At 65.1% G+C, this 24,856-nt stretch carries 26 protein-coding genes; 15 read left to right on the top strand and 11 right to left on the bottom strand.

What is annotated here, in order from left to right; all coding sequences use genetic code 11:
* Nucleotides 1-8 precede the first annotated feature (8 nt).
* Nucleotides 9-206, bottom strand: coding sequence for a DUF1674 domain-containing protein (locus tag QGV55_RS01745; RefSeq protein ID WP_281018597.1), 198 nt, complete (start codon nucleotides 204-206; stop codon nucleotides 9-11).
* A 129-nt stretch (nucleotides 207-335) separates the two neighbouring features.
* On the opposite strand from QGV55_RS01745, the gene htpX reads away from it, so the two are divergent.
* From htpX to QGV55_RS01710, 7 genes are all read left to right on the top strand, one after another.
* Nucleotides 336-1,292, top strand: a complete 957-nt coding sequence (gene htpX, locus QGV55_RS01740) for a zinc metalloprotease HtpX (RefSeq protein ID WP_281018598.1) — start codon at nucleotides 336-338, stop codon at nucleotides 1,290-1,292.
* Entirely contained in the window at nucleotides 1,289-2,602 is a 1,314-nt protein-coding gene (locus QGV55_RS01735) for a transcription antitermination factor NusB (RefSeq protein ID WP_281018599.1), read from the top strand. Before htpX ends, QGV55_RS01735 begins: the two co-directional genes overlap by 4 nt.
* Before the next feature lie 76 nt (nucleotides 2,603-2,678).
* The gene (gene rpe, locus QGV55_RS01730; RefSeq protein ID WP_281018600.1) at nucleotides 2,679-3,374 is read left to right on the top strand and encodes a ribulose-phosphate 3-epimerase; all 696 of its coding nucleotides are present in this window, start codon (nucleotides 2,679-2,681) and stop codon (nucleotides 3,372-3,374) included.
* Between the two features lie 14 nt (nucleotides 3,375-3,388).
* Nucleotides 3,389-5,005 carry a heparinase II/III family protein gene (locus QGV55_RS01725; RefSeq protein ID WP_281018601.1) on the top strand — a complete coding sequence of 539 codons (1,617 nt, stop codon included), beginning with the start codon at nucleotides 3,389-3,391 and terminating at the stop codon, nucleotides 5,003-5,005.
* A gap of 57 nt (nucleotides 5,006-5,062) precedes the next feature.
* Nucleotides 5,063-6,649 (top strand): bifunctional phosphoribosylaminoimidazolecarboxamide formyltransferase/IMP cyclohydrolase, encoded by a 1,587-nt coding sequence (gene purH / locus QGV55_RS01720; RefSeq protein ID WP_281018602.1) that lies wholly within the window; start codon nucleotides 5,063-5,065, stop codon nucleotides 6,647-6,649.
* 220 nt (nucleotides 6,650-6,869) lie between these two features.
* Nucleotides 6,870-7,706, top strand: a complete 837-nt coding sequence (locus QGV55_RS01715) for a CoA-transferase (RefSeq protein WP_281018603.1) — start codon at nucleotides 6,870-6,872, stop codon at nucleotides 7,704-7,706.
* A gap of 4 nt (nucleotides 7,707-7,710) precedes the next feature.
* Nucleotides 7,711-8,472, top strand: coding sequence for a CoA-transferase (locus tag QGV55_RS01710; RefSeq protein ID WP_281018604.1), 762 nt, complete (start codon nucleotides 7,711-7,713; stop codon nucleotides 8,470-8,472).
* Between the two features lie 64 nt (nucleotides 8,473-8,536).
* Here QGV55_RS01710 and QGV55_RS01705 read toward each other — a convergent pair whose 3' ends face one another.
* The 4 genes from QGV55_RS01705 to QGV55_RS01690 all read right to left on the bottom strand — a co-directional run bounded on the left by QGV55_RS01705 (nucleotide 8,537) and on the right by QGV55_RS01690 (nucleotide 12,897).
* The gene (locus QGV55_RS01705) at nucleotides 8,537-8,731 is read right to left on the bottom strand and encodes a hypothetical protein (protein WP_281018605.1); all 195 of its coding nucleotides are present in this window, start codon (nucleotides 8,729-8,731) and stop codon (nucleotides 8,537-8,539) included.
* A 3-nt stretch (nucleotides 8,732-8,734) separates the two neighbouring features.
* The gene (locus tag QGV55_RS01700; protein ID WP_281018606.1) at nucleotides 8,735-10,453 is read right to left on the bottom strand and encodes a hydantoinase B/oxoprolinase family protein; all 1,719 of its coding nucleotides are present in this window, start codon (nucleotides 10,451-10,453) and stop codon (nucleotides 8,735-8,737) included.
* 17 nt (nucleotides 10,454-10,470) lie between these two features.
* Complete coding sequence (locus QGV55_RS01695) at nucleotides 10,471-12,495, bottom strand: hydantoinase/oxoprolinase family protein (protein WP_281018607.1); 2,025 nt, start codon at nucleotides 12,493-12,495, stop codon at nucleotides 10,471-10,473.
* 234 nt (nucleotides 12,496-12,729) lie between these two features.
* On the bottom strand, nucleotides 12,730-12,897 hold the full coding sequence (locus QGV55_RS01690; RefSeq protein ID WP_281018608.1) for a YdcH family protein: 168 nt from the start codon (nucleotides 12,895-12,897) through the stop codon (nucleotides 12,730-12,732).
* Between the two features lie 295 nt (nucleotides 12,898-13,192).
* On the opposite strand from QGV55_RS01690, the gene QGV55_RS01685 reads away from it, so the two are divergent.
* Nucleotides 13,193-13,888, top strand: a complete 696-nt coding sequence (locus QGV55_RS01685) for a response regulator transcription factor CtrA (protein WP_281018609.1) — start codon at nucleotides 13,193-13,195, stop codon at nucleotides 13,886-13,888.
* A 40-nt stretch (nucleotides 13,889-13,928) separates the two neighbouring features.
* Here QGV55_RS01685 and QGV55_RS01680 read toward each other — a convergent pair whose 3' ends face one another.
* Genes QGV55_RS01680 through QGV55_RS01670 form a run of 3 tightly spaced genes read right to left on the bottom strand, consistent with a single transcriptional unit; the run spans nucleotide 13,929 to nucleotide 16,353 of the window.
* Nucleotides 13,929-14,201: a PqqD family protein gene (locus QGV55_RS01680; protein ID WP_281018610.1), complete on the bottom strand. Its 273-nt coding sequence runs from the start codon at nucleotides 14,199-14,201 to the stop codon at nucleotides 13,929-13,931.
* A complete protein-coding gene (locus QGV55_RS01675; RefSeq protein ID WP_281018611.1) occupies nucleotides 14,198-15,052 on the bottom strand; it encodes a hypothetical protein in 855 nt (284 codons plus the stop codon). Before QGV55_RS01675 ends, QGV55_RS01680 begins: the two co-directional genes overlap by 4 nt.
* Nucleotides 15,049-16,353, bottom strand: a complete 1,305-nt coding sequence (locus tag QGV55_RS01670; protein WP_281018612.1) for a glycosyltransferase family 4 protein — start codon at nucleotides 16,351-16,353, stop codon at nucleotides 15,049-15,051. The genes QGV55_RS01675 and QGV55_RS01670 overlap by 4 nt, the downstream gene beginning before the upstream one ends.
* Nucleotides 16,354-16,538: 185 nt before the next feature.
* Here QGV55_RS01670 and QGV55_RS01665 point away from each other — a divergent pair, with 185 nt between their 5' ends.
* Entirely contained in the window at nucleotides 16,539-17,756 is a 1,218-nt protein-coding gene (locus QGV55_RS01665) for a hypothetical protein (protein ID WP_281018613.1), read from the top strand.
* Between the two features lie 22 nt (nucleotides 17,757-17,778).
* Here QGV55_RS01665 and QGV55_RS01660 read toward each other — a convergent pair whose 3' ends face one another.
* From QGV55_RS01660 to QGV55_RS01650, 3 genes are read right to left on the bottom strand one after another with little or no spacing between them, the layout of a single operon-like run.
* Complete coding sequence (locus QGV55_RS01660) at nucleotides 17,779-18,141, bottom strand: nuclear transport factor 2 family protein (RefSeq protein ID WP_281018614.1); 363 nt, start codon at nucleotides 18,139-18,141, stop codon at nucleotides 17,779-17,781.
* A gap of 44 nt (nucleotides 18,142-18,185) precedes the next feature.
* Nucleotides 18,186-18,644 carry a YcgN family cysteine cluster protein gene (locus QGV55_RS01655; RefSeq protein ID WP_281018615.1) on the bottom strand — a complete coding sequence of 153 codons (459 nt, stop codon included), beginning with the start codon at nucleotides 18,642-18,644 and terminating at the stop codon, nucleotides 18,186-18,188.
* Nucleotides 18,641-19,459 (bottom strand): LytTR family DNA-binding domain-containing protein, encoded by an 819-nt coding sequence (locus QGV55_RS01650; protein ID WP_281018616.1) that lies wholly within the window; start codon nucleotides 19,457-19,459, stop codon nucleotides 18,641-18,643. The genes QGV55_RS01655 and QGV55_RS01650 overlap by 4 nt, the downstream gene beginning before the upstream one ends.
* A 147-nt stretch (nucleotides 19,460-19,606) precedes the next feature.
* Here QGV55_RS01650 and QGV55_RS01645 point away from each other — a divergent pair, with 147 nt between their 5' ends.
* The 6 genes from QGV55_RS01645 to QGV55_RS01620 all read left to right on the top strand — a co-directional run bounded on the left by QGV55_RS01645 (nucleotide 19,607) and on the right by QGV55_RS01620 (nucleotide 24,809).
* On the top strand, nucleotides 19,607-20,071 hold the full coding sequence (locus QGV55_RS01645; protein WP_281018617.1) for a DUF2141 domain-containing protein: 465 nt from the start codon (nucleotides 19,607-19,609) through the stop codon (nucleotides 20,069-20,071).
* 11 nt (nucleotides 20,072-20,082) lie between these two features.
* The gene (locus tag QGV55_RS01640) at nucleotides 20,083-21,615 is read left to right on the top strand and encodes a carotenoid oxygenase family protein (protein ID WP_281018618.1); all 1,533 of its coding nucleotides are present in this window, start codon (nucleotides 20,083-20,085) and stop codon (nucleotides 21,613-21,615) included.
* Between the two features lie 67 nt (nucleotides 21,616-21,682).
* A complete protein-coding gene (locus QGV55_RS01635; protein ID WP_281018619.1) occupies nucleotides 21,683-23,002 on the top strand; it encodes an ActS/PrrB/RegB family redox-sensitive histidine kinase in 1,320 nt (439 codons plus the stop codon).
* 46 nt (nucleotides 23,003-23,048) lie between these two features.
* Complete coding sequence (locus QGV55_RS01630) at nucleotides 23,049-23,624, top strand: ActR/PrrA/RegA family redox response regulator transcription factor (RefSeq protein WP_281018620.1); 576 nt, start codon at nucleotides 23,049-23,051, stop codon at nucleotides 23,622-23,624.
* Nucleotides 23,625-23,717: 93 nt separating this feature from the next.
* Nucleotides 23,718-24,266, top strand: a complete 549-nt coding sequence (locus QGV55_RS01625; RefSeq protein WP_281018621.1) for a response regulator — start codon at nucleotides 23,718-23,720, stop codon at nucleotides 24,264-24,266.
* A 9-nt stretch (nucleotides 24,267-24,275) separates the two neighbouring features.
* Nucleotides 24,276-24,809: a response regulator gene (locus QGV55_RS01620; RefSeq protein WP_281018622.1), complete on the top strand. Its 534-nt coding sequence runs from the start codon at nucleotides 24,276-24,278 to the stop codon at nucleotides 24,807-24,809.
* Nucleotides 24,810-24,856: the final 47 nt, after the last annotated feature.

Raw genomic sequence — 24,856 nt, 5'->3', positions numbered from 1 at the left:
ATCAACCATCAGAAGTCGCTGATGATCCCCTTCTTTTCCCAATCGCCATAGCGGGTGGGCTCGGGGCCGTCGCGGCCATCGCGCTCCCCCGGTGTCTGTGACAGCTTGTGGGCGGCGGAACGTCGGCGCAGCTTGCCCGCCTCGGTCTCCTCGAAGGCATCCTCGTCGGTTCCGGCCTTGTCCGTGCTGCGATCCTTGTCGGTCATCGTCGCTCTCCGCTTCCGTCTGGCTTGAAGGGGTCGGCTTCCTGCCTAGATATCCTCTGACTTCCCTAGATAGCAGGTGCAAGGACGCTTGCAATGGCTGCGGCCCTACGACGGAGATCCTGAAACACGATGAATTATGCCCGGACTGCACTGCTGCTGGCTGCCATGACGGCCATCTTTCTTGTGGCGGGATGGCTCATGGGCGGCTCCGGAGGCGTGGTCATTGCCCTGGTCTTTGCCTTCGCGATGAACCTGTTCTCCTTCTGGAATGCCGACAAGATCGTGCTGCGCATGTACCGCGCAAAACAGGTCGACCGGCATAGCGCGCCCGAGTTCCACGGGCTGGTGGAGGAACTGGCCCGGCGCGCCAACCTGCCGATGCCGAAGGTCTACATCATCCAGAACGACCAGCCGAATGCCTTCGCCACCGGTCGCAACCCCGAACGCGCCGCCGTCGCGGCCACGACGGGCCTGCTGCGTACCCTGAACCGCAACGAGATCGCGGGCGTCATGGCGCATGAACTGGCGCATGTGCAGAACCGTGACACGCTGACCATGACCATCACCGCGACCATCGCCGGTGCCATCGGCATGCTGGCCAATTTCGCCATGTTCGCCGGCCTGTTCGGCCGCTCCGACGACCGTAGCCCGCTGGGCGGTATCGGCACCCTGCTGGTGGCGCTGCTGGCCCCGTTCGCCGCCATGGTGGTGCAGATGGCAATCAGCCGCAGCCGCGAATATGTCGCCGACCGGCACGGGGCGGAGATCTGTGGTAATCCACTCTGGCTCGCCAGCGCGTTGCAGAAACTGGAGGCGGGCAGCCGTATCGACAACCACAAGGCAGAGGCCAATCCGGCCACAGCACACATGTTCATCGTCAACCCGCTGCATACGAAGAAGTCCGACAACCTGTTCTCGACGCATCCGTCCACGGCCAACCGGGTGGCGGCGCTGCAGGAACTGGCGCGCACCATGTCGGGACCATCCAGTTCCGAACCGGCTCGATCCGGACCGTCCGGACCGCGTCCGGCGGGGGCTGTTCCCGTGACCGAGCAGCCAGCCCGACGCCGTGGCCCCTGGCGGTGAGTGGCCATCAGGAAACATCCGTCGATTCCCCGATACCCTCGGCGCGGCAGGCGGCAATCACCCTGATTTCGCGCGTGCTCGACACCTCGGCCGGACTGGACGAGGTCCTGGATGAAACCGTGCGCGGGATGGAAGCCCGCGAACGACGCTTCGCCCACACGATCGCGCTGGCCACGCTGCGCCACAAGGGATCGCTGGAACAGCACCTGAAACACCTGCTGGACCGCCCCCTGCCCCGCTCCGGGCGGTTCGCGCATCTGATCCTGCTCTCCGGCATGGCCCAGATCATCTTCCTGCAGAGCCCTGCCCATGCGGTCGTCAACGAACATGTCGAGATGCTGCCCGAAGGCAGCAAGTTCCGGGGCGTGGTCAACGCCATCCTGCGCAAGGTCGACCGCCAGGGCGCAGCCCGGCTGACCCGCCCGGACATGGCACGCCGGGACACGCCGCTCTGGCTCTGGAAGCGCTGGGCAGCGCATCTCGGGCGCAGTAATGCCAACGCCCTGGCCGCCGCGCACCGCGATGACACGCCGACACCGCTGGACCTGACCGTGCGCGAGGATGCCGCCGGGTGGGCAGAGCGGCTGGGCGGTGAGCTGCTTTCGACGGGAAGTGTCCGGCTGGGCAGCCACGTCGCCGTGCCGGAGATGCCGGGCTACGCCGATGGCGCATGGTGGGTGCAGGATACCGCCGCCACCCTGCCGGTGCGGCTGTTCGGTGATCTGCAGGGGCGCAGCCTGCTGGACGCCTGCGCGGCACCCGGCGGCAAGACGGCACAGGCCATCGCGCTGGGGGCGGAGGTCACGGCCATGGACCGGTCGGGCCGCCGTCTGGAGGTACTGCAACGCAACCTCGACCGTCTGCGGATGCAGGCGACCGTGGTCCGCGCCGATCTGCGCCAGTTCAGTCACGACGATGGCTTCGACGCGGTGCTGCTGGACGCCCCCTGCTCCGCCACCGGCACCATCCGACGTCACCCGGAAATCGCCTGGACCCGCACGGAGGGCGATGTCCAGGGCATCGCCGAACAGCAGCGGATGATGATCGGCAAGGCCACGGCGCTGGTCCGCCCGGGCGGCAGACTGGTCTATTGCACCTGTTCGCTGGAACCGGAGGAAGGCGAGGCGCAGGCGGAGTGGCTGCTGCAGGAGTTCCCGCAATTCACGCGCGTCCCGATCGATCCGGCCGCGTTGGGGCTGGGACAGGAAGCCATGACCGAAGCCGGTGACCTGCGCACCCACGCCGGCCTGATGGCCGGACAGGGCGGCATGGACGGGTTCTTTGCCACGGTGATGCAGCGCGCCGACTGATCAAATCGCCGTTTCCACCCCGATCCGGCGCGCGCCGCCGTTGCCGCAACGGGGGGAAGCTGGTAGGGGGTTACCCATGAACTCAGCAATCATCTCACCATCGATTCTCTCCGCCGATTTCGCGAAATTGGGCGAGGAAGTGCGCGCCATCGATGCAGCCGGTGCCGACTGGATCCATGTCGATGTGATGGACGGACACTTCGTGCCCAACCTGACCATCGGCCCCAATGTGGTGAAGGCGCTGCGCCCGCACTCGGCGAAGCCCTTCGACGTGCATCTGATGATCTCCCCCGTCGATCCCTACATCCAGGCCTTCGCCGATGCCGGTGCCGACATCATCACGGTGCATCCGGAGGCCGGTGCCCATACCCACCGCACGCTGCAACTGATCCGCGGTCTGGGGCTGAAGGCGGGACTGGCGCTGAACCCCGGCACACCGTGGCAGGTGGTCGAGCCGCTGCTGGACCAGCTGGACCTGATCCTGGTGATGAGCGTCAATCCGGGCTTCGGCGGCCAGAAGTTCATCGCCAGCCAGCTGGAGAAGATCGCCACCCTGCGCGGCCTGATCGATGGCGCCGGGCTGGACATCACGCTGGAGGTCGATGGTGGCGTCAATGCCGACACCATCGCGGACGTTGTCGCCGCAGGGGCCACCGCGCTGGTGGCCGGGACAGCCGCGTTCCAGAATGGCCCCGACCACTACGCCCGGAACATCGCCACCCTGAAAGAGAAGTCGTCCACGGCACTCGCCCGGACCAGCACCGACGACTGAGGAGCCTGCGAGCCATGAGCGGCGTCAGAGACCTTGTCTATCGCAGCCGTCTCTACCAAATGTCGCTGCGCGGTCGCTTCCCCCATGGCCTCGCCTACTATCCCGAGAATCTCTGGCCCGGCGACCCGGCCCGCGCCAATGAGCTGTTTCGCGGTCGCTTCGATCTGGCCGGAGAACTGGTGGAGGTCGGGTCCGGCCCGCCCTGGGTCGGAGTCACCGCATCGGAATCCTGGCAGGCGGAACTGCAGGGATTTGCCTGGCTGCGCCACTTTCAGGCGGCGGGGGGAGAAGCGGCAACCCGCGCGGCGCGGTCACTCGCCGGATCATGGCTGACGCACAATGCCGAATATGATGCCTTCAACTGGCGCTCCGACATTCTGGCGCGGCGGCTGATCAGCTGGTGCCTGCATGCCGATATCCTGTTCAAGAACGCGGAACTGACCTACCGCTCCGACCTGCTCAGGTCCATGGCCCGGCAGGCGCGACATCTGGCGCGGGTGGCGGAGAAGACACCAAACGGGGTTCAGGCGGTGACCGCGGCGACGGGTCTCGCCTTCATCGGTCTCTGCCTGCCGGAGAGCCGTAACTGGACCGAGAAGGGTCTGGTGCTGCTGACGGACCAGATCAGGCGGCAGTTGCTTTCCGATGGCGGACACATCTCCCGCAATCCACAGGTGCTGCATCATGTGTTGCAGGATCTGATCCTGCTGAAACGCACGATGATGAACATCGGCGAACCCCCGCCCGAGCCGCTGATCAATGCCATCGATCGCATGACCCCGACGCTGCGGATGCTGCGGCACGGCGATGGCGGGCTGGGTCTGTTCAATGGCGCGACCGAAGGCACGGCGGCGGATATCGAGCAGACGATCCGCCGTTCCGGCATTCGCGGCAAACCCAACCTGTCGGCACCGAAGGCGGGCTTCGAGCGCCTGCAGGGGGGCAATACCGCACTGATCGCGGATTTCGGTGGCCCCGCCCCCGAACCGGGCGTCGGCTTCGCGGGACTGCTGAGTTTCGAGATGAGCCACCGGCGGGAGCGGGTGGTGGTGAACGGCGGCGCGGCACGCCCCCCGTCGCCGGAATGGGAGCGGGCACTGGCCTCCACCGCAGCACATTCGACACTGACGATCGCCGACACCAACGCGGTCGGGGTACCGGATGCCGGACGGCGCCGGCGACGGCGGCTGGAGGCCGAGGCGCTGCGCACCGAATCGGCGGACGCAACCTGGCTGGACATGATGCATACCGGCTATCAGGAACGGTTCGGTGTGGTGCATCGGCGACGGCTGTACCTGGATCGCGACGGACGCGACCTGCGCGGGGAAGACCGGCTGGAGGTCGCGGACCGACGGAAGCCCAACCATGTGCCCTTCGCCGTGCGCTTTCACCTGCACCCGGATGCCAGCGCGGTGCTGGCCCAGGGGGGCAACGCAGCGCTGATCCGCCTGAAGTCCGGGCGTGGCTGGCGGATCCGGGTCGCGGGCGCGGACCTGAAACTGGAGGACAGCGTCTATCTGGGCGACGGGTCGCCGCGCCGCAGTCAGCAGGTTGTGGCAAGTGGCGATCTGGACAGCACGGACATCACCGTGCAATGGGCACTCACCCTGATCGACGGCAGCGATTCCTGACCGCCGATCCCACCAAATCTTGTCCTATCGAACAAGCGACGCAGGAGACCTGATCCCATGACCGAAACGAACATCGTGCCGAAGCGCGCGCTGATCTCCGTTTCCGACAAGACCGGACTGGACGTGCTGGGCCGGTTCCTGAAGCAGCAGGGGGTGGAGATCCTGTCCACCGGCGGCACCGCCCGTGCCCTGTCCGACATGGGCTGCGACGTGCGCGAGGTCAGTGCCCATACCGGATCACCGGAGATGATGGACGGGCGCGTGAAGACGCTGCACCCGAAGATCCACGGCGGCATCCTGGCGCTGCGCGACAATGCCGACCACCAGAAGGCCATGCAGGATCATGACATCGCCGGGATCGACCTGGTGGTGATCAACCTCTACCCCTTCGAGGCCACGGTGGCCTCCGGCGCCGACCGTGCCACGGTGATCGAGAATATAGACATCGGCGGCCCTGCCATGATCCGCTCCGCCGCCAAGAACCACCAGTTCGTGGCCGTCGTGACCGACCCGGCGGACTATGGCCGGCTGATCAGCGAATGGCAGGACCAGGGCGGGCTGGGGCTGGCGTTCCGCCAGGACCTTGCGGCCCGCGCCTATGCCCGCACCGCCGCCTATGATGCGGCGATCACCGGCTGGTTCAGCCAGTCCGCGGAGGGGATGCCGCATCGCTTCGCCCTGTCGGCAGGTCCGGCGCGGTCGCTGCGCTATGGCGAGAACCCGCACCAGATCGCCGCCTTCTACCCCAGCGGCGATCCGCGCCCTGGCGTGGCGAGCGCCCGCCAGGTACAGGGCAAGGAACTCAGCTACAACAATCTGAACGACACCGACGCGGCCTTCGAGCTGGTGGCGGAGTTCGACCCGGCGGAGAGCGCCGCCGTGGCCATCATCAAGCACGCCAACCCCTGCGGTGTCGCGGTGGGATCGACGGTGCTGGAAGCCTACGAGCGGGCGCTGGCCTGTGACTCGGTCAGTGCCTTCGGCGGCATCATTGCCCTGAACCGGCCGCTGGACGCGGATGCGGCCCGCAAGATCACCGAAATCTTCACGGAGGTCATCATCGCCCCCGGCGCCAGCGAGGAAGCCATGAAGCTGGTGGCCGCCAAGAAGAACCTGCGCCTGCTGCTGACTGACGGGCTGCCCGATCCGGCGGCACCCGGCATGGCCTTCAAGGCGCTGGCGGGCGGTATCCTGGCCCAGTCCCGCGACAATGGCCGCATCGCCGCCGCCGATCTGAAGGTGGTGACGAAGCGCCAGCCGACAGAGGCGGAACTGCGCGACATGATCTTCGCCTTCCGCGTCGCCAAGCACGTCAAATCCAACACCATCGTCTATGTCCGCGACGGGCGCACGGTGGGTGTCGGCGCGGGGCAGATGAGCCGGGTCGATTCCGCCCGCATCGCCGCGCGCAAGTCCGACGAGGCGCGGGAAGCCGCCGGTGACACGGCAAGCTGGACCGAGGGCTCGGTCGTGGCCTCCGACGCCTTCTTCCCCTTTGCCGACGGCCTGCTGGCGGCAGTGGATGCAGGCGCGAAGGCCGTCATCCAGCCCGGCGGCTCCGTCCGTGACCAGGAAGTCATCGACGCCGCCGACGCGGCCGGTCTGGCCATGGCCTTCACCGGGATGCGCCACTTCCGGCACTGAGCCGGGGGCACTTGATGGTGGACCGTTCCGCCCCTCCCCCCCTCCCGACCACCCGTTAAGGATACTCCCGTGGGTGGTCGGGAGGGGGAGAGGGGCGGAACGGTCAGCACAACTCCGACTCCGCCATGCTCAAGGCCGTGCGTGGCCATGCCGCGATGCGCCATTGTTCGCGCCCCTGCCGATCTGATACAAACAACACTTCAAATGGGAGGAATATGCGATGACCGGTATCGTTCATGACTCAGTCGACAGTCTGGCGGCTCTGATCCCCGATGGAGCGAAGATCGTGGTGCCTGCGGATTACACCGGCATCGCCATGGAACTCACACGGGCCATGGTCCGCCGTGGTGTGCGCGACCTCTACCTGGTCTGCCTGCCGGTGACGGGCCTGCAGGGCGACATTCTGATCGGTGCCGGCGCGGTGAAGACCATCGAGACCTCCGCCGTGACCCTGGGCGAGTTCGGCGGCGCGCCGCGGTTCCAGGCCGCCATCGGCGACGGCAGCCTGAAGATCAAGGACGCGACCTGCCCGGCGATCCATGCCGGTATCCAGGCGGGGCAGAAGGGCATTCCCTACATGCCGCTGCGTGGCATGATCGGCTCCGACGTTCTGGCCAACCGCGACGACTGGAAAGTGGCGCAGAACCCCTTCAGTGACGAGGAAGATCCCATCGTCCTGCTGCCGGCCATCCGGCCGGACTTCGCGCTGATCCATGCCAAGAAGGCGGATCGCCACGGCAACGTCTACATCGGCATCCGCCGCGAGGTCATGGCGCTGGCCGGAGCGTCGCGCCAGACACTGGTGACGGTGGAGGAGATCGTCGACGGCAACCTGCTGCGTGACGACGAGACGGCGGCGGGCACCCTGCCCGCGCTCTATGTCGGTGGCGTGGCGGAAGCCCGGAAGGGCGCATGGCCGCTGGCCTTCTGGGACGAATACCCGGCGGATGAGGCCCACATGACGTCCTACGTCGCCGCCGCCCGCTCCGCGGAAGGCTTCCAGGACTATCTCGACCAGTTCGTGACCGGCGATTCCCGCGCCGCAGCGGCGGAGTGAGCCTGTGAGTGATTTTCCCGCACCCGACGAGATCCGTACCGAAGAGCTGCTGATCGCCATCATCGCCCGCCTGCTGGAAGGGTGTCGGCTGGTATCCAGCGGCGCATCCTCTCCCATTCCCGGCGGCGGCTGCCTGCTGGCACGGCATCAGTCAGGCGGGGCCATGCACGTGAATGTGCTGGGCAGCCGCGCGAACAACCTGATGACGAACGGCGGTGTCGAGCTGTTCGACTGGGCCGCACAGGGACGGCTGGATGCCTTCTTCCTGGGTGGCGGACAGATCGACGGTCAGGCCAACATCAATCTTGTCGGCATCGGTGACTATCCGCAGGCGAAGATCCGCTGGCCCGGCTCCTTCGGTTCCGCCTACCTCTATTATCTGGTGCCGCGCGTCATCCTGTTCCGGGAAGAACACACCCGCCGCGTCTTCGTGGAGAAGGTGGATTTCATCTCGACCCCGGGCACCAGTGATCCGGAGGTCTATCGCACAGGCGGGCCCTACGCGATGGTGTCTCCGATCTGCCAGATGGGCTTCGACAAGGACCGGCGGAAGTTCCACCTGGTCTCCGTCCATCCCGGCCATACGGTCGAGGAAGTGCTGGACAATACCGGTTTCGACATCGATGTGCCGGAGCATGTGCCGGAGACCATCCTGCCGGACCGCGCAACGCTGGACATCATCCGCCAGCAGATTTCCCTGGAAATCGCCGAATGCTACCCCCGCTTCGCCGCCAAGGTGTTCCCTGAGGCGATGAACGCGGCCTGAACAGGCTGCCACACCAGCGAAATCCTGCCCCTTCCCCCTCGACGGGGGAAGGTCGGGGTGGGGATCAGCCCGTCTTGATCCTCGGGGCCTTGTTGCCATTCACGCGCTGTGTCCGCCAGTCGACGCACCAGTCGGAGCAGAAGGTCTGCCCTTCCAGCTTCGGGTCGCTGGCCTTGACGCCCTCGTCATAGACCAGCACGCCGCAGTTGCCGCACTTGATGTAGCGTTCGATGTAGTAGCCGGTGTCCGAGAAACGCATGGATCAATCCCCCCCGGCGCCGAGGCCATAGTCGGCCTTCGCGCGTTCTGCCGTGACATAGCCTTCGGCCACGTCTTCCTGCACCAGTTCCGGATCACGTTCTGCGGGGCTGCCGTAGCCGCCGCCGCCCGGTGTCACGATCTCCACCCGGTCACCCGGCTTGATGACCACGTTGGACCACTTGCTGGTGGATGCCTTGCCGAAGGCCTGCATCATGTTCTGCCATTCGTTGCTTCCCGCCGCCATGTAGAGCGTCATGCCGGACGTGCCGGAGCCGCCGCCGTTCAGGCCCCAGGCCTGATGCACATGCCGGTCGGTGAGCTGGCTGCAGGTGATTTCCGCATCCAGACAAGTCCAGATGCGCCGGGTGCCCAGTCCGCCACGGGTTGCGCCCGCCCCGCCCGAGTCTGGGATCAGGCTGACTTCCTCCGTCAGCCAGGGGTAGCGGGTCTCGAACACCTCCACCGGCGTCACGCGGCAATTGCCGTTGATCGCGTCGGTGGCGTCATTGCCGTCGGCGTGGCGCGTCGCGCCCCAGCCCACGACCTCGATGTCATAGCAGGCGAAATATTCGTCGTTCGCCTTGTCCTGACCACCGAAGACGAAGTTCAGGTGCGTGCCGCCCTCGGAGGCGAAGGCCCGCTCCGGCGACGCCGGGGCCAGCGCCCCGATGACCGCCCCGGCGATACGGGGATGGGTCTCCGTATTGCCACCGACCTCCGGTGCCGGATAGTCGACATTGACCACGGTCCCCGCCGGTGCCAGCACGTGAATGGGCCGGAAGCAGCCGGAATTCTTCGGGATCGAGGGATCCGTCAGATGCAGGATCGCATTGTAGGCCGCCGACCAGGTCACGCCGAGCGTGGCATTGATGGGACCGCCGACCTGTGGCGAGCTGCCTTCGAAATCGACCACGATCTCGTCGTCCTGAATGAAGCATTCGACGTTGATGCGGATTTCCTGATCGGTCACACCGTCATTGTCCATGAAGTCATGGAACGGATAGGCGCCGTCCGGCAGGTCGCGGATCTCCGCCCGCATCCGGGCCTCAGAATAGTCCATCAGGTCGGCGCAGATCTTGCGGAAGTGATCCACACCATACTTCGAGATGGTCTGGGCCAGTCGCTCCGCGCCCACCTCGACACCGCTGATCAGGGCGCGCATGTCGCCGTAGTTGTAGCGGGGCGTGCGGACGTTCGCGAGCCAGAGCTTCCAGACTTCCTCCACATCCTCGCCGCGCTTCTTGATCTTCACCGGGGGCACGCGAATGCCTTCATGGAAGATCTCGGTCGCTTCCGAGGCGAAGCCGCCCGGCACCATGCCGCCGACTTCCGCCACATGACCGATGGCGACGGTGAAGGCGACAAGCTGGTCATCCACGAAGACCGGGCAGAACAGCGTGTGCTCCGGCGTGTGCAGGCCGCCGCGATAGGGGTCGTTGTGGACGATCACGTCGCCGGGGTGGATGGTGTCCAGCGGGATTTCCTTCAGGCTGGAGCTGATGATCAGCGGCATGCCGCCGATCTGTGCCGGGCAGAATTCCGCCACGGCCCACATCTCGCCCTCGGCGCTGGCGATGGCGCAGGTGAAGTCCAGCGCCTCGTTGAAGATCGTCGAATAGGACGTCTTCATCAGGGTGATCCCCATCTCCCGGCACGCCGAGATCATGGAGCTTTCGATGATGTTCATGGTGACGAAATCTGTGGCTTTCGACGTTCCCATGGCCTCGTCTCCTCTGTTCAGCGGTTGCGGATGATCAGGTTGCCGTGACCGTCGACCGTCAGCGTCTGGTCAGGGCGCAGCACGGTGACGGAAGCCGGTTCCTCGACCAGGGCCGGTCCCTCGATCACCGCACCATCACCCAGGCTGGCACGATCATAGACAGCGGCCTGCATGGCACCGTCATCATAGTGCACCTGCCGGTGAGCCGTCGGTTCCGGCAGACCCGCGGCTTTCGGCAGGGTCGGCAGGGTCGGCGTCTCCCGTACCGAGATCGCGGTGACCTTGAAGGTAATGACCTCGATCACCTCCCGCGGGATATTGAAGCCGAAGCGCGACTTGTGCAGCGCGTGGAACGTCGACCAAGCCTTCTGCACCGTCTCGGCGTCGAAGGTCTCGAACTCCACCGGCACTTCCAGTTCGTAGTTCTGGCCGAGGTAGCGCAGTTCCAGCGTACGGCTGACACTCAGGCCCTGCTCGTAGCCCTGTGCCTTCAGGTTGCCCAGCGCATCGCTGACGAGCTGGCCCATGACCTCATTGGCGCGGTCCAGATCGAAGCGGCTGGAGGTCATCTGCACCGTCCGCTCCAGATCGACCCGCGCGTCGGTCATGATGAAGCCGAAGGCGGAGAACTGGCCGGGATGGTTCGGCACGACGCCGGTCGGGATCGACGCCTCTCCCATCAGATCGGCGACATGCAGCGGCCCGGCGCCACCGAAGGCCAGCAGCGCGAAGTCACGCGGATCGAGACCGCGCTCCGTCAGCACCGACCGCAGCGCACCGGTCATGTTGTTGGTGACGATGCGCAGCACCGCCAGCGCGGTTTCCTCCACGCCCAGCCCCAGCGGTTCGGCGATGGTCTGCATCGCCGCCCGCGCCTTTGCCATGTCCAGCGCCATGGTTCCGCCCAGGAAGTTCTCCGGGCTGATACGTCCCAGAATGACATTGGCATCCGTCACGGTGGGCTGCGTGCCCCCGAAGCCGTAGCAGGCCGGGCCTGGATTGGCGCCGGCGCTCTGCGGTCCGACCCGAAGCATGCCGCCCTTGTCGATCCAGGCGATGGAACCGCCGCCTGCACCGATCGTCCGGATGTCGATCATCGGCACCTGGATGGGCACACCGAACTCGATCTCGAAGTTGGTGGTGAAGCTCTCCTGCCCATCAACGACCGTGGAGCAGTCGGTGGAGGTGCCGCCCATGTCGAAGGTGACGAGATTCCCCACGTCAAGCTGCGCCGCGATATGGCGCGCCGCGACAACGCCGCCGGTGGGACCGGAGACCGTCATGTGGATCGGGGATGCGGCCGCCGCGTCGGTGGTCATCTCACCGCCATTGGACTTGATGATGGCGACATTCTCGACGCCGCCCCGCTCCTTCAGCCGCGTGCCGAGGTCCGTCAGATAGCGGCTGACGATGGGCTTGACGAAGGCATCCGCAATTGTGGTGGAGGCGCGTTCGTACTCCTTCCACTTCGGCAGCACTTCATAGGAGATGGAGACCGGCACGTCCGGCAGGGCCTTCGCCAGGATGTCGCGCACCGCGATCTCGTGATCGGGGGTGACATAGGAGAACAGCAGGTTGACGGCAATCGCCTCGATCCCGCCCCTGGCCGCGATCTCCGCTGCCATGGCTTCCACCTCGGCGGGGTCGATGGCCTTGTGGACCGCGCCGCTGGCCAGCATCCGCTCATCAAGCTCGAAGCAGTCACGCCTCTTCATCAGCGGCTTCGGCTTGACCCAGCTGGCGTCGTAATGGTGCTTGCGGTTGCCGCGCTGGATGAAGGGCACATCGCGAAAGCCCTTCGTCGTGACGTAGCCGACCCGCGCGCCGCGCCGTTCCAGGATCGCATTGGTGGCCACGGTGGTGCCGAGGCGCAGGTTGCGGATGCTGCCGGTGAGCTGTTGCAGCCCCTGCAGCACGCCGTCCGTCGGATTGTCCGGCGTGGAAAGATTCTTCCAGACCGTGACTTCCTTCCCTTCCGGGTCATAGGCCACGAAATCGGTGAATGTGCCTCCGACGTCGATTCCCACCGTCAAGCGTGACATGCGTCCCCCTGCAGACTGCTGGTTCACTGAATTGCGAACAGGGTAGTGCACTTGTCGGCAACCTTGCTTGGATGCAGATGCACTTGCACCATGTGGCGGACGCAACGGGGGCAGGCTGCGCTGCCGTCTGCGGCGCCACACGGACAGAATGCCGACGATACCAGGCGCTGTGACACAAAGGCCCTGCCAGTTGCCTGACAGGGCCCTCGGTCGGTCAGTCGTCGATGCGCGCGGTCAGGCCGCGTGTCGCTCCAGCATCGAATCCTTCAGCGAGAGTTTCTGCTTCTTCCATTTCGCCAACAGCGCTTCATCCGGTGCCGGGCGAGCCTCCTCAGCGGAGATCTTGGCCTCAAGCTCCGCATGGCGACGCTTCATCTGGTCTAGTGTTGGTTTGGATGACACGAGGTACTCCCTTCCGTCGTTCGGTGGGTAGAACCGGGTGACATCTGGGCACCCGGCCCTGTCACCTGAAAGTCTGCGCCCCGAAAATCGATCTGTCATCCCTGAATGACAGATTTCTGACATTTCCTGACGGCCGACACAAAACTGGAACGGGAATTGCGAAACCGCGGACAATCGTCACGACTGACGTCACGGAATGAGAATCAACAAGTGTTAACGCGGTTAACCCTTCGTTAGGATTAATGGAAGATTATCCTTCGCACGGGGTTAATGCGGTCAAGGAAGGAACGGTGCGATGCGCGTTTTGCTGATCGAAGATGATATGGCCATGTCGCGTGGCATTGAGACCATGCTGTCGTCAGACGGCTTCAACGTCTACTCGACCGATCTGGGCGAGGAAGGCCTGGATCTGGGCAAGCTGTATGACTACGACATCATCCTGCTGGACCTGAACCTGCCCGACATGCACGGCTATGACGTGCTGAAGAAGCTGCGCCTTTCAAAGGTCTCGACCCCGGTACTGATCCTGTCCAGCATGATGGACGTGGGCGACATCGTGAAGGGTCTCGGCTTCGGCGCCGACGATTACCTGACCAAGCCTTTCAAGCGTGAGGAACTGGTGGCCCGCGTGCATGCCATCGTCCGTCGCTCCAAGGGTCATGCCCAGTCGATCATCCGCACCGGCAAGCTGGTGGTGAACCTGGACACCAAGTCAGTCGAGGTCGATGCCCAGCGCATCCACCTGACCGGCAAGGAATACGCGATGCTGGAACTGCTCTCGCTGCGCAAGGGCACGACGCTGACCAAGGAAATGTTCCTGAACCATCTCTACGGTGGCATGGACGAGCCGGAACTGAAGATCATCGACGTCTTCATCTGCAAGCTGCGCAAGAAACTGGCGGCTGCGACCGGTGGCGACCATTACATCGAGACCGTCTGGGGACGCGGCTATGTGCTGCGTGACCCGGAAGAAGCGGAAGCCGCCGCCTGAGGCACCGGCCCGCAAGCCTTCTCTTTCTGCCCCTCCCTGATCAGCCGTCGGACTGTCGCACCAGTCCGGCGGCTTTCAGCGTTTCAAGGGCCACCGCAAGGTCACCCTGCAGCCGCTCCGCCGCCGCATCGGGAAAGGCCGCGGCGAAGGTCGCCTGAATCTCTTCCAGGCTCTGCGGCTGTTCCAGCAGGCGCCAGATCGCGGCCCCCATGGCATCCAGATGAACGATCTCGCCACTGACCGGCGCCACCAGGAACAGGTCATCGTCCATCGGGTTCTCGGATACGCCCGCGACACGTTCCCAATGGTTCATTCGTCTGGCTCCCGGATCAGGAATTCCGCCGCCTCGAAGCTGTCAGCATAGGCCAGATGCCGGCATTCGCAGGCCGTTGCTACCTGGCGCAGCCGGGTGAGCCGGGTCATCGGGTCCAGATGGGGGGCGAAGGTCACGGGGACCAGACGTTTCACGGTCTCGCCAATACTGCCCGGCGTCAGTTTCGGTGCCTGCGCCTGCCCTGACCGCTCCAGCGTGATCAGCCGGCGGACCCGCAGAACCTCCCCGAACGTCGCCTGCATCTCCTCTTCCAGCGCCAGATACACCATGCTCCCCTCCCGTGTCATACCGCGCGCTTCCACCAGGGTGGCGAACCGGGACGGGGCACTGTCCGGCAGGGGCAGACGCAGCTTGGGCCGAAGTCCGAGGGCAAGACCCTGCATGTCCCGCGAAAGCGGCAGACGGTCATCGCACCAGAGCCGCGCGCCTCCTGCCGCCAGGGCCATGGCCAGGGTGCTCTTGCCCGCCATCGTGTCCCCCAGCAGGACCGTCAGGCCCCGCCGTTCGCCGTGGCCAAGGGCAACTGCCGCCGCATGCAGGCAGATCCAGTCCGGATCGGCCGCGGTGAAGGCCCCGATGACGGTGCCGATCAGCCCGTTGGCGGCCAGCAGGCCCGGCGGCAGCACCACATCCGGTGCCGCGTAGCTGCTGGCCGTGAACCGGACGGAGCCATCGTCCGCTGTCAGGGCGGTGACATGAGCAGCATCGTCCGCGCCCTCCGCTTCCGGCCAGTGCGGTGCCTGCGCGCGGGTCAGGTCGAGCAGGGCCTGCGGGGCATCCACGATCACCGGTCGCGTCGGACTGGCAAAACCGGAGGCCCTGTGTGTCATGGCTGACTCGATGTCATGGCTGGCTCAGCGACGGCGGCGGCGGCCGGGCCGGGCCGGGCCGGGGGCTTCGGCGGGGACAGGACCGGCGGCAGCGCGCCGGAGGCAACCGCCTTCAGCAGGCGGACATGCTTGGGCAGCGTGTCCTTCAGCGCATAGTTCTTCAGCACCACCTCCCGCGCCGCCTCCTGCAGCGGCTTCAGCGCTTCCCGGTTGTCGAGCGCTTCCGCGATCCGCTGCGCCAGCCCGTCGACATCGAAGAAGTCCACCAGCAGACCCTGCTTGCCGTCGCGAATGACCTCCCGCACCGGCTCGGTGTCGGAGGATATGATGAGGCACCCCGTCGCCATGCTCTCGATCAGCGACCAGGACAGCACGAAGGGCACGGTCATGTAGACGTGGGCGTGGCTGGCCTGCAGCACCTTCAGGTACTCGCCATAGGGCAGCAGTCCGGTGAAGTGGACCCGGCTCATGTCCAGTTCCAGTTCCTCCAGCATCTTCTGCTTGAAGGTTCGGCCATCAGGCAGCTTCCGGCCATAGGCCACCCGGTCCTGGCCGACGATGACCGCGTGCATGTCGGGCCGCACCTTCTGCAACTGCGCCACCGCCTCCACGAACTGCGGGAAGCCGCGATAGGGCTCCATCCCGCGCGTGGCGTAGGTGACGATCTCCTTCGCGCCGCTCAGGTCCAGATCGCCGACCTTCATCACCGCATCCGGGTCCGGCTTGAAGAAATCCGTATCGACGCCGTCATGCAGCACGGTCAGCTTGTTGTGGAAGATCTTCGGGAACTGGTCGCGCTGGAACAGCGTCGGACACAGGCCCCAGTCGCAGTTCGCCAGATCCAGCAGGATCGCGGCGTTGCGGGTGCGGATGCGGCATTCATCGTCGGAGGAAATCTCGCTCTCCGGCAGGTAGTCCGCGTCGGAACCATGCGCGTGGTAGAACCATTCGAAGTAGCTCAGGACACGGGTGTCGGGGAACGCATCCTTCACATACAGCGTCGGACCCCAGCCGGAATGGCCGCAGACCAGGTCCGGCACGAAGCCCTGGCGTTTCAGGTCCATGCACATGCGATAGACCGACTGGCCGTTCAGCACGGCGCTTTCCAGGTTGCGGACATAATGATGCGTCTCCGCCCGCACCTCCCGCGCCGGCTTGTAGAACGCCTTGGTCACCCCCGGAATCTCGCCGTTCTTCGCCTGGGTGCCGAAGACAAGCTGGTGCCCCTGCTCCGCCGCCAGACTGGTCGCCACATGCCGGTACTGGGCCGGAAAATTGTTGTGCAGGAACAGGACACGCATGGGTGGCTATGCCTCCAGTGAATTGGGTTGTCCGACAGGCATCAGCCAAGCCGGGCCGCAGGTCAATCCCTGATGCATCCCGCCGCAGCCATTGTCGGCCGGTTAACCAGTTCTAAAGCCACCTGTGCGACGGTTCCGTTTCAGGCAGAACCGGGCGCAGAACCCGAAACGCGGAAAGTGAGTCAATGAAGGCGCGGACAGACCAGGAAATCCGGCTGCTGGACTTTGCCGAGCGACTGGCGCGGCACACGGATGATCGCATCGCGGTCCATATCCACCTGTCGCGGCTGGGGGCGCATTACCGGCGCGCGCACCACATGCGTATTGCTGCCAACAGTTTCGAACTGCTGGCCAAGCGCTTCGACGGCCAGCTCTTCATGATGTCGAACAACGATCTCATCTTCGTTGCCCGCGGCGCGACCCCGACCGAGGTCGATGAGGTCGTGACCCGCCTGCGCTATCTGTTCAACGAAGACCCCCTGACCCACGATGACGCCTATGACACCGGGAAATTCTGCACCTGGTATGACCTGGACGATGAATATGATGCCTTCGTCGCCCTCGCCCGTTCGCTGAAGCAGCAGGCAGAGAACGAACGCCTGATCGAGGCGGAGCGGCGCAAGGCCCGCAAGAACCAGCAGCCGCCGAAGGTCCCGATGCGACCGGAACATCTGGGGCGCCTGGTCGAGCAGATCACGTCGATGGACATCACCTCCCTGATGCGGCGCCAGCCGATCTGCGCCATGGCACCGGACGGGACGCTGCGCCCGGTGTTCAACGAACTGTTCGTCTCCATCGGTGACCTGAACCGGATGGTGATGCCGGAGGTCAACCTGACCGCCAATGCCTATCTGTTCAGCTATCTGACCCAGTACCTGGACCTGCGCATCCTGAAGGCCCTGCCGGAGATCGAGAACGCGGTGCCGCTCTCCACCTCCATCAACATCAACATCGGCACCATCCTGTCGCCGGAGTTCCTGGAGTTCGATCACCGCCTGCGCGCCCTGACGCGCAAGACGATCGTGCTGGAGGTGCAGCCGAGCGACCTGTTCGCCGACGTCAGCAGCTTCATGTTCGCGCGTGATTTCGTGCGCAATCGCGGTTACCGCATCTGCGTCGACGGGCTGACCCACCTGACCTTCCCGCTGGTGGACAAGCGCAAGCTGGGCCTGGACATGCAGAAACTCATCTGGTCCGCCGACGCACTGGAAGACGGCGGGGCGGAGCGGCGCAAGGAACTGGTCGAAGCCATCCGCCGCACCGGTACGTCCCGCGTCATCCTGTGCCGCTGCGATTCGGAGGAAGCCTTCGAGTTCGGCCGCTCCATCGGCCTGTCCCTGTTCCAGGGCCGCCTGGTCGATCAGCAACTGGCCGAGATGAACGCCAACCGCAAGGTGGCGTGAGGCACCGGTCAGGCAGCGGAACCTAGCGTTCGAGTTCACCGAAGAATCCGATGACCTTCACGATCTTTCCGGCGTCATTCACTTCCGTGACGTCAAAGCCTGACATCAGCAGGCTGTCGCCCTGGTGTATGGCCCAGTGATACCGGCAGTGATTGTTCTGCAAGTCGACATTGCTGGTGCGGGTGTAGCGTGCCCCGGGGATCTGCTTCTGGATCTGTTCGACCATCGCCAAAAAAGCCCTGCGACCGATGATGTTGTGGTTGGGGTCGACGAAGTGGACGTTGTGTTCCAGCGCGGCGTCGGTCAGCGCGGCCCTTTCCGACAAATCCGAGGTGTTCCAGACGGCCAGCATCCGGTCCAGATTCTCGATATGTGCATTCATCATTCCAGCCTTTCACGTGTCAGGAACCAACTGGTGACGCGCCGCGATCACGGCTCCCCGTCAAGCGCGTGGTTCTCAAGGTCCTCGTCGGCTTCGTCTTCGGAGATGCAGCGGCCCCGGATCGAAATTCCCGCCCAGTGCACGCTGTCCGGATCGCCGCTGACCAGCGGGTGCCAGGGTTCCAGCGGCTTGCCCTCGTAGAGCAGGCGGTAGGCGCAGGTGGAGGGCATCCAGCGCAGCTTGCCGACGTTCTCCGTGTCCAGCGTCAGGCAGTCGGGGACGACGATGGAGCGGTTGGCATAGTCGCCACAGCGGCAACTCTCATGATCCAGCAGGCGACAGGCGACATTGGTGAAGACGATCTCACCCGTGTCGATGTCCTCCAGCTTGTAGAGGCAGCACTTGCCGCAGCCGTCGCAGAGCGATTCCCACTGGCCCTGCGTCATGTCCTCCAGACGTGTCGTCTCCCAGAAGGGGCGCTCGTCCTCATCGGTGTTCGTGTTCATGACCAGCCGGCCTCCCTGACCGCAGGCAGATATGTACGGCTGACCGGCACTTCCAGCCCGTTGCGCAGCAGCAGCCAGGTCTTGCGGTCGCGCCGCACGACATCCTGCACCGCGTCCTCGGCAATCCACCAGGACCGGTGTACCCGCAGGCCCCGCAGCCCGTCCAGTTCCTCCACGGCGTCGGAGAACCGGTGCAGGACCAGGTCGTCGCCCAGTGCCGTATGCACACGGACGTAATGATCCTCCGCCTGCAGGCAGAGCAGGTCCCGGCCCAGGCGGGTGGGCACACGCAGCAGGAATCGCGGTGCCGCGCTGGCCACCAGCGTTCCGTTCCCCTGCGCATCATCACCCTGCGCATCCTCGCCCTGCGCCGACAGCGCCGCTTCATCCGAAGCCGTTGCCGGCGCCGAACGGCTCATGAAGAAATGCATGATGGGAATCGTGATCGCCAGCGACAGGACGAACACCTGCGGATAGAGCCAGAGAAAACCGATGTGTTCCACCGTCTCCGGTCGGAAGGTGCTCTCCAGCCAGATGACCTCGAACGTTGCCGGCACCGATGCCAACGCACAGGCCCCCACCGTCGGAAGCCAGAATCTGGATTCGCCCAGCAGGCGGTGCAGGAAGAAATGCGCCAGGCGAATCTGCAGCCAGTTGAGCGCGATGCTGATACCCCAGTACTGGATCAGTTCCAGGGGTGTGAGCGCGCTGAACGTGCCGAACGGACCGATCATCACCGCCAGGAACCAGACGCCCCCGACGGCCAGCCCCTCCAGCAGGATCGCTTTCAGCCGTTCCCATTCACGAAGCGCCAAGTGCACAGTGTCCTGTTTCACGAAACCCGGGACGCATTTGCCGAAGGAGAGGCTTCACCCCTCGGCGTCACACGCGAAATCTGTCGACGCCAAGAGGTACATTCATCGGCGAAAGGACACCAGCCCATGTTCGGACGAACTTCTGTCATGCCTTCATCATCCCGCCGCACCGGCGCCGCGCGGTCCGCGCGCGCTGCCATGCTTGCCGTGACGATGCTCACATTGCCCGCTGCCATGGCGCATGCGGGCGAGTTGCGCATCGCGGTGGAGAACATCGTCGGCAGTGACGGCCACCTGCGGGTTGCCCTCTACGCGGAGGGATCGGAGTTCCTGAAGTCCGGTCAGGAGACGGCGGCCAGCTTCCGTGTCGCCGCCCCCGGCACGATGACCTTCAGCTTTCCCGACCTTGCAGCCGGGCGCTATGGCGTTGCCGTGTTTCACGATGCCAACGCCAATGGCGAACTGGACAGCAACCTGCTGGGCATTCCGACGGAGGGTGTGGCATTCAGCAATGCGGCGCGGGCGAACTTCGGCCCGCCCTTCTTCGACGATGTTGCCGTGACGGTGCCCGTCGAGGGTACCGTGACCACCCGCGCACCGCTGACCTATTGAGAGACCGCATCATGATGGACCGACGCACGTTCATGACCTCCATCGCCGTCGCCGGACTCGGGATCGGCGGCATCTCCGGTGCCGCGCTGGCCGACGCCAATGCCATGCGCCATCGGGCACTCAACTTCCAGGTCGGCCTGCGGGAGCGGCCATGGCTGCTGGGCTGGCAGACGCTGGAGGCACCGACCGTTGCCGCGGACAGCAGCGAGATACACGTGGAGGGGCAGATTCCCGCCGACCTGAAAGGGGACTTCTGCCGCAACGGTCCTGCGGGGCACGAGGTCTTCGGCCATCGCTATCGCCACTGGTTCGACGGCGACGGGCTGGTCCACCGCTTCCGCCTGGCCGACGGCACGGTGCGCCACGAAGGGCGGATCATCGACACCCCGAAGTGGCGGGCGGAGCAGGCCGCGTTCCGGCCCCTCTACGACGCCTTCGACACCGACGTCGACGGTGCCGCCATCAGTTCACCCGATGCGCTCAACCCCGGCAACATCAGCATCATCCGGCATGGGGGTCGCCTGCTGGCGCTCTGGGAGGGTGGATCGGCCATCGAGCTCGATCCGCAGACGCTGGCCTTCCGGGACTTCGTCACCCTGGCACCGGAGGCGCGCGGCATGCCCTTCTCCGCGCATCCGCGGCTGGACCGGGACGGCACACTCTGGAGCTTCGGCTACGCCGGATATGCGGGCAAGATCGTGCTCTACCGGGTCAATCCGGATGGCGGGCTGCACAGTCTGCACCTGCTGGACGTCGCACCGACCCCCATGGTGCATGATTTCCTGATCACGGAGCGGCATGTCGTCTTCATCCTGACACCCTGGCGCTATGACGGGACAGCAGGGGCGACGTTCCTGGAAAGGCATGTCTGGCAGCCGGAGACCGGCGGTCAGGCCCTGATCATCGACAAGGATGACCCGAGCCGCCGCCGGATCGTCGAGCTGCCCGCCTTCTGGGTCTATCATTTCGGCAATGCCTGGGAGGATGCGGCAGGCATCATCCGCTTCGACTATTGCCACTATGCCGATCCGTCCATGACCACGGAGGCTTTCCGCCAGGTGATGAACGGGGAGGCCCCCACGGGCACCGGCGCCAGCTATCGCAGCGCCAGGATCGACCCTGCGAAGGGCAGTTTCAGCGAATCCCCCCTGATCGACGGCCCCGCGACGGAGTTCCCGCAGGTGCATCCGGGCCGCATCGGTCGTCGCACGGACCGCGCGGTCCTGCTGCTCGCCGACCCGGATGCCGGGGTGGATCACCCCCTGTTCTCCACCACGGCGATGGTGGATCAGGCGACAGGGCGCATCGACGCCTTCGTCCATGGTCCGACCGAGATCGCCGAGGAGGCGATTCTGGTTCCCGCTGACGGCGGCGATTCGGATTCAGCGGCTGGCTGGGTTCTGCAGACGGTGCTGGACTACGCGGCGGCGCGCACCCGGCTGAAGATATTCGACGCCACGGATCTGTCCTCCGGCCCCGTCGCGGTGGCGACCCTGCCCTATGCACTGCCCGCCGGTCTGCATGGCAGTTTCATGAAAGCCTGATTGCGGGCGACCCGAAACGGGCTATCTTCCGCCGGAGCAGAACTGACCCTCGGCGGAAGAATCCCGCATGAACGACCGACAGATGGCAATCCAGGACCTGTTTGTCGTCGGCACCAGCCCAGGTGTCAGCGGATCCGGACGCGTGCGCCTGCAGACCCTGGTCCTGATCCGCTGGATCGCCGTGCTGGGCCAGAGCTTCTCGGTCCTGCTGATCCGCTTCGGGCTGGATTTCGAGTTTCCCTTTCTGCCCTGCCTGCTGACCATTCTCGCCTCCGGCGTGCTGAACATCGTCCTTGCGGTCCAGTATCCCGCAACGGCGCGCCTGTCGGACCGGGGGGCGGCGCTGTTCCTGGCCTATGACCTGCTGCAACTGGCGGCCCTGCTGTACATGACAGGTGGTCTGACGAACCCGTTCGTCATCCTGATCCTGGTTCCGGTGACGATCTCCGCGACGATCCTGTCGGTGCTCAGCACGGCGGCACTCGGCCTGCTGGCGCTGGTCTTCACCAGTCTGCTGGCCTTCTGGTACCTGCCTCTGCCGTGGGCCGGCGCGGGGCTGCATTTTCCGACGCTCTATGTCGGCGCGATCTGGATGGCGCTGGCTCTCGGGATCGCCTTCATGTCGACCTATGCGGGCCGTCTCGCCTTCGAGACCAAGCGCATGTCCGACGCCCTGCGCGCCACGCAACTGGCGCTGTCGCGGGAGCAACAGCTCAGCGCGGTCGGGGGAATCGCCGCCGCCGCCGCGCACGAACTCGGCACCCCGCTCGGCACCATCCACCTGGTCGCCAGGGAACTGCAGCGCGACCTGGAGACGGGAAGCCCGCTGACCGAGGACATCGACCTGCTGGTCAGCCAGACGGAGCGCTGCCGCGATATCCTGGCTGAACTCTCACGACGACCAGGCGACGGGGACGATACCTTCCGCAAGACCACCATCGTCGGGCTGGTGGAAGCGGCGGTCGAGCCCTATGGCACCGCAGAGGTCAGTATCGTGATCGAGCCGCAGACCGGCCACCCGCCGGAGGTGCCGCGCAGTCCCGAAGTCCTGCATGGTCTGGCCAACCTGACCGAGAATGCCGTCGATTTCTCCAGGCGACAGGTACGCATCGAAATCTATTGGGACACGCCGGAAATCACCATCCTGCTGGAGGATGACGGACCCGGCTTTCCGCAGGATGTCTTGAAGACACTGGGCGAACCCTATACCACCACAAGACGGCAGCGCGGCGGCATGGGACTTGGCGTTTTCATCGCGACAACGCTATTGGGTCATTCCGGGGCGACTGTCGACTTCAGCAACCGGGTCGAGAATGGCGTACCGTGTGGCGCACGCGTTGCCATTCGCTGGCCCCATGGCATTATTGAGCAGGGTACGTGGGGCTGACGGGGGACCGTCCGGCATCCGGCACCCAACGACGCAGAAGGGGACCATGCGTATGGCGAAGGACGGTGACGAGGAGATGCTCGACATCAATGACCTCGAGGATCGCTCCCTGCTGATCATCGATGATGACAAGGCGTTCCGTCTGCGACTGGCCCGCGCCATGGAAAAACGCGGCTTCGATGTGGAGGCGGCAGAGACGGTCGAGGAGGGCATCGCCATGGTGCGCAGCCTGCGTCCCGCCTTCGCCGTCGTCGATCTGCGGCTGGAGGATGGCAACGGCCTGGATATCGTCGGTGTCCTGCATGAGGTCCGTCCCGAGGCGCGGGCGGTCATGCTGACCGGCTATGGCAACATCGCGACCGCCGTCGCGGCGGTGAAGGCCGGCGCCATCGACTATCTGGCCAAGCCGGCCGATGCAGATGATGTGGCGAATGCCCTGCTGGCCGTCGACGGGGAAAAGCCGGCACCGCCGGAGAATCCCATGTCCGCCGACCGTGTGCGCTGGGAGCATATCCAGCGGGTCTACGAGCTTTGCGGGCGCAATGTGTCGGAAACGGCGCGGCGGCTGAACATGCATCGCCGGACCCTGCAGCGCATTCTGGCGAAGCGCAGCCCGCGCTGAGGCTGATTAACCAAAGCGAAAGCCTTCAGTACTAGGGTTCACGGTGTATGCGCGGATGGGCGCGCGTACCGTGGACCTGTCTGTGGTGACGCCTTGAAGTACCTCGATCTCAGCATGCTCTCGGTCATGGTGGCGGACGACAACCGCCATATCCGGGACATCATCGTGCAGATCTTGCGGGCGCTGGGCGTACGGACCATGCATATGGCGGAAGACGGCGTGAGCGCCTTCCAGATCCTCTGCTCCCAGCCCATCGACATCGTCATCATCGACAACCGGATGCAGCCGATCTCCGGCACCGACTTCACCCGTCTGGTCCGCCGGAGCGAGGAAAGCCCGAACCCCTATGTGCCGATCCTGATGGTCACCGGCTATGCCGACAAGCGCACGATCATCGAGGCGCGCAACGCCGGTGTCCACGACATCATCGTGAAACCCCTGTCGGCGGCACTGGTTTCCACCCGCCTGTCGGAAGTGATCCTGAACCCGCGCAACTTCGTGCGGACCAAGACCTATTTCGGTCCTGACCGGCGTGATGGTCATGGTCTCGATTCCGGTGATCGCCGACGCACCCTCGACGCCACGCCCATACTTGACGCACTTGCGGCCCTGCCCCCGATGCCCGTAGCAGGCAATGTCTGAGGCCATGTGATGGGCAAGGATAAACTCGACCTCAGCAGCATCTCCATCCTGGTCGTCGATGACAACAGGCAGATGCGGGCGCTGATCGTGCGCATACTCGAGACGCTGCGTGTGAGCATGGTCCAGGAAGCCGCAGATGCCAACCAGGCGCTGCGCCGCATGAAGCAGGCGGTACCCGACATCTTGCTGCTGGACCATCGCATGGACGGCATGTCGGGCATCGAACTGGTCCACTACCTGCGCAACGACGAGAAGAGTCCCCACCCCTTCCTGCCGATCATCATGATCTCGGGCGCTGGTGACCATGACGGCGTGATCGGCGCGCGCGACGCCGGTGTCACCGAATTTCTGGCCAAACCCCTTTCGGTGGCGGTACTTGCCCAGCGCCTGACAGCCGTGATCGAGAATGCCCGCCCCTTTGTCCGCACCAATGATTTCTTCGGACCCGACCGTCGTCGACGCACAGTCCCCCCTGAAGACGCCCCGCGCCGCCGTGCGGATGATCTGGAACAGGATGAATCCGACAGCGTATTCGCTGCCTGACCCGCGTCCGGCCCCCTGCCTGGCCCGCAAGACGGTTCCTTGATCAA

The organism is Minwuia sp. IMCC3009 (genome assembly GCF_029909415.1).
Lineage (GTDB): Bacteria > Pseudomonadota > Alphaproteobacteria > Minwuiales > Minwuiaceae > Minwuia.
This window is presented reverse-complemented; position numbering and strand designations above follow the sequence as displayed.

Excerpts from the sequence above, each read along its gene's own strand:
- QGV55_RS01745 (WP_281018597.1), bottom strand. The coding sequence starts at position 206 with ATGACCGACAAGGATCGCAGCACGGACAAGGCCGGAACCGACGAGGAT.
- htpX (WP_281018598.1), top strand. The coding sequence starts at position 336 with ATGAATTATGCCCGGACTGCACTGCTGCTGGCTGCCATGACGGCCATC.
- rpe (WP_281018600.1), top strand. The coding sequence starts at position 2,679 with ATGAACTCAGCAATCATCTCACCATCGATTCTCTCCGCCGATTTCGCG.
- QGV55_RS01725 (WP_281018601.1), top strand. The coding sequence starts at position 3,389 with ATGAGCGGCGTCAGAGACCTTGTCTATCGCAGCCGTCTCTACCAAATG.
- purH (WP_281018602.1), top strand. The coding sequence starts at position 5,063 with ATGACCGAAACGAACATCGTGCCGAAGCGCGCGCTGATCTCCGTTTCC.
- QGV55_RS01715 (WP_281018603.1), top strand. The coding sequence starts at position 6,870 with ATGACCGGTATCGTTCATGACTCAGTCGACAGTCTGGCGGCTCTGATC.
- QGV55_RS01705 (WP_281018605.1), bottom strand. The coding sequence starts at position 8,731 with ATGCGTTTCTCGGACACCGGCTACTACATCGAACGCTACATCAAGTGC.
- QGV55_RS01700 (WP_281018606.1), bottom strand. The coding sequence starts at position 10,453 with ATGGGAACGTCGAAAGCCACAGATTTCGTCACCATGAACATCATCGAA.
- QGV55_RS01695 (WP_281018607.1), bottom strand. The coding sequence starts at position 12,495 with ATGTCACGCTTGACGGTGGGAATCGACGTCGGAGGCACATTCACCGAT.
- QGV55_RS01685 (WP_281018609.1), top strand. The coding sequence starts at position 13,193 with ATGCGCGTTTTGCTGATCGAAGATGATATGGCCATGTCGCGTGGCATT.
- QGV55_RS01680 (WP_281018610.1), bottom strand. The coding sequence starts at position 14,201 with ATGAACCATTGGGAACGTGTCGCGGGCGTATCCGAGAACCCGATGGAC.
- QGV55_RS01675 (WP_281018611.1), bottom strand. The coding sequence starts at position 15,052 with ATGACACACAGGGCCTCCGGTTTTGCCAGTCCGACGCGACCGGTGATC.
- QGV55_RS01670 (WP_281018612.1), bottom strand. The coding sequence starts at position 16,353 with ATGCGTGTCCTGTTCCTGCACAACAATTTTCCGGCCCAGTACCGGCAT.
- QGV55_RS01665 (WP_281018613.1), top strand. The coding sequence starts at position 16,539 with ATGAAGGCGCGGACAGACCAGGAAATCCGGCTGCTGGACTTTGCCGAG.
- QGV55_RS01660 (WP_281018614.1), bottom strand. The coding sequence starts at position 18,141 with ATGATGAATGCACATATCGAGAATCTGGACCGGATGCTGGCCGTCTGG.
- QGV55_RS01655 (WP_281018615.1), bottom strand. The coding sequence starts at position 18,644 with ATGAACACGAACACCGATGAGGACGAGCGCCCCTTCTGGGAGACGACA.
- QGV55_RS01645 (WP_281018617.1), top strand. The coding sequence starts at position 19,607 with ATGCCTTCATCATCCCGCCGCACCGGCGCCGCGCGGTCCGCGCGCGCT.
- QGV55_RS01640 (WP_281018618.1), top strand. The coding sequence starts at position 20,083 with ATGATGGACCGACGCACGTTCATGACCTCCATCGCCGTCGCCGGACTC.
- QGV55_RS01635 (WP_281018619.1), top strand. The coding sequence starts at position 21,683 with ATGAACGACCGACAGATGGCAATCCAGGACCTGTTTGTCGTCGGCACC.
- QGV55_RS01630 (WP_281018620.1), top strand. The coding sequence starts at position 23,049 with ATGCGTATGGCGAAGGACGGTGACGAGGAGATGCTCGACATCAATGAC.
- QGV55_RS01620 (WP_281018622.1), top strand. The coding sequence starts at position 24,276 with ATGGGCAAGGATAAACTCGACCTCAGCAGCATCTCCATCCTGGTCGTC.